Source organism: Mucilaginibacter sp. P5_A4, from assembly GCF_056400605.1.
The window spans coordinates 1-1,001 of sequence record NZ_JBFUKX010000150.1 but is presented as its reverse complement, the minus strand read 5'-3'; the positions used below and the strand labels follow the sequence as shown (position 1 = coordinate 1,001).

Below are 1,001 nucleotides of genomic sequence, written 5' to 3'. Positions count from 1 at the left end.
CAATATATACTTTGCAAATTTTCCCCACGTCTTAATGAATGGGGCGTTGCTTTTATTAAAGTGTAACTACGTCATCTTTTATAGTGATTGCCGTCATTTTGTGAATGGTATTATCAACTCATCTTTGTATCCACAGATCTATTACTATAAAAACACTATTATGGAAACTTTGATGCAACAGGAAACTCAAAAAGAGGCTTTAGATAGGTTAACTACGCTTAATGCAAAAAAAATGAATGCTTTAGTTTACCACGGACCAGGAAAAAAAGCCTGGGAAGAAAAACCTAAACCGCAGCTGATAGCAGCAACAGATGCAATTGTAAAAGTTCTTAAGACCACAATTTGCGGTACCGACCTTCACATTATGAAAGGCGATGTCCCTGAGGTTGAAGATGGCCGGATAATTGGCCATGAAGGTGTAGGCATTATACAAGAAACCGGGAGCGCTGTAAGTAATTTTAAAAAAGGCGACCATGTACTTATCTCCTGTATCACATCTTGTGGAAAGTGCAGCTATTGTAAAAAAGGAATGTACTCTCATTGTGAAGACGGTGGATGGATTCTTGGTCACCTGATTGATGGCACCCAGGCAGAATATGTAAGGATACCACATGCGGATAACAGCTTATACCCCATACCTGCAGGAGCCGATGAGGAAGCACTGGTAATGCTGAGTGATATTTTACCTACCGGCTTTGAATGCGGTGTATTAAACGGACAAGTGAAACCAGGCGAAACCGTAGCTATTGTAGGATCGGGACCTATTGGTTTAGCGGCTCTTTTAACAGCTCAGTTTTTTTCGCCCGCAGAAATTATAATGATTGACCCGGATGACAACAGGTTGAACATTGCTAAAACTTTTGGGGCAACACACCTTATGAATAACAGTACCGAAGATGTTGTAAAAAAAATAATGGATCTTACATCGGGCAGGGGTGTTGATACGGCAATTGAAGCAGTTGGCATTCCTGAAACGTTTGAATTATGTGAGGCCATTATTG

Annotated in this window: 1 protein-coding gene; it reads left to right on the top strand. The window is 40.6% G+C overall.

Annotated features, from left to right (window positions below):
• Positions 1 to 160 precede the first annotated feature (160 nt).
• The coding region (locus AC1DQW_RS27750; protein ID WP_477457030.1) for an alcohol dehydrogenase catalytic domain-containing protein at positions 161 to 1,001 on the top strand (841 nt) is incomplete at its 3' end.